The organism is Endozoicomonas sp. ONNA2 (genome assembly GCF_024606365.1).
GTDB lineage: Bacteria > Pseudomonadota > Gammaproteobacteria > Pseudomonadales > Endozoicomonadaceae > Endozoicomonas.
On the sequence record NZ_JAHHPO010000608.1, the window covers coordinates 1 to 1316 of the forward strand.

General features: G+C 47.3%; 1 protein-coding gene and 1 pseudogene. One reads left to right on the plus strand and one right to left on the minus strand.

All coding sequences use genetic code 11. The features are described 5' to 3' along the window. Positions 1-114: 114 nt before the first annotated feature. Positions 115-720, minus strand: a complete 606-nt coding sequence (locus KDK14_RS10730; RefSeq protein WP_257265104.1) for a hypothetical protein — start codon at positions 718-720, stop codon at positions 115-117. Positions 721-913: 193 nt separating this feature from the next. Here KDK14_RS10730 and KDK14_RS10735 point away from each other — a divergent pair. Then, positions 914-1316, plus strand: a pseudogene (locus tag KDK14_RS10735) (M23 family peptidase); the annotation flags it as partial.

Sequence of the window (1316 nt, forward strand, 5' to 3'; positions counted from 1 at the left end):
TAGGGCAGTCTATTCTCGGACAGCCTCCTGGTTACGCACTTCACTGTCGTTTACTACCATCAGTCGTATTTTGTCCAAATGATCAGGCACTACGTATGGTAGAGGTGCGTAACATCAGTCATCAAATGTGGTAAATAAATCTCTGGTTTTGTCTGCGAGCCATGTCGTCTGAGTCTTTGGCACATCCAGACGGGGTGCATCCAGGGTTGCCGCATGATAAATGTCCCTTGGCACATTAACCACGCCAAGCACAAGGCCAATAGCCACTGATGCCAGAGCGGTAACCGCGCCAATGCCTATTCCCAGGAAGGCACCGACAAATACGCCCGCTCCTACCCCGTTAGCGATGCACTTTCTGATATAGGAGTTTGCATTAGCATTCAGCAAAGAATCTAATGCCTGGGGTATTAAACCCAGAGTAAATCCTAATGTAGCACCGGTTCCCATGCCGACTCCAACGCTCGTCAGGAAACCGAGGCAGCCACCGTTCAAGATGGTGGAAAACATGCGGTTTCTGATGGTCTTTAATGGATAAATCAGCCGCGCTTTTAAAGTTGGTTTTGCCAACATGTCAGTACGTGGCTGTCCGTGCTCGATTTCGGTTGCAGTTGACTGCCCTGTGGTCTTCCTGTGGCCGAATTGCCCTGGTGATACCGTGCTACTGTCAGATATATCTGTCTTGCCAGAGCCAGTGTCAGTGCTGGAAATTGAATTAACCATAGATACTCTCCATTATCCAAATTTTCTTTAGTACAATCCGCTGTGTTGAGCGTTTTAATCAAGGTAGTGAAATAACATACAAAACGCTGAGCCAAAAATTTATAACACTATGGTTAGTAATACTGACGGGTTAGTAATACTGACGGGTTAGTAATACTGATATTCTTGTAGATGATCAAAGGAGAACGGCTAAATGCATCTCGCTACAGGTTTTTTGCTTCTGGTGTTGTCTGTGATGGTGAGCGCAGAGGGTCTGCAGAGCCAGCTGACACCCGGAGGTATTTTGGTCGGTCAGGCATCAGTCGGCAGTCGGATTGTTTATGACAACCGGGAAGTCCGGTTAGCGGAGGATGGACGCTTTATTCTTGGTTTTGGCCGGGATGCAGAACTGCAGCAGTCCTATACCGAGCATTTTGCCAGTGGTAAATCGAAGACGTTTTATTTCACCCTTAAACCACGGAAATATGATATTCAGCGGTTAACAGGGATTGCCAAAAAATATGTATCACCGGACGAACGGGTATTATCCCGTATCCGTAGAGAAGCTGCACAGGTGCGCAAAGCCAGGGTTGCTGATACGGATCAGGCGGATTTTT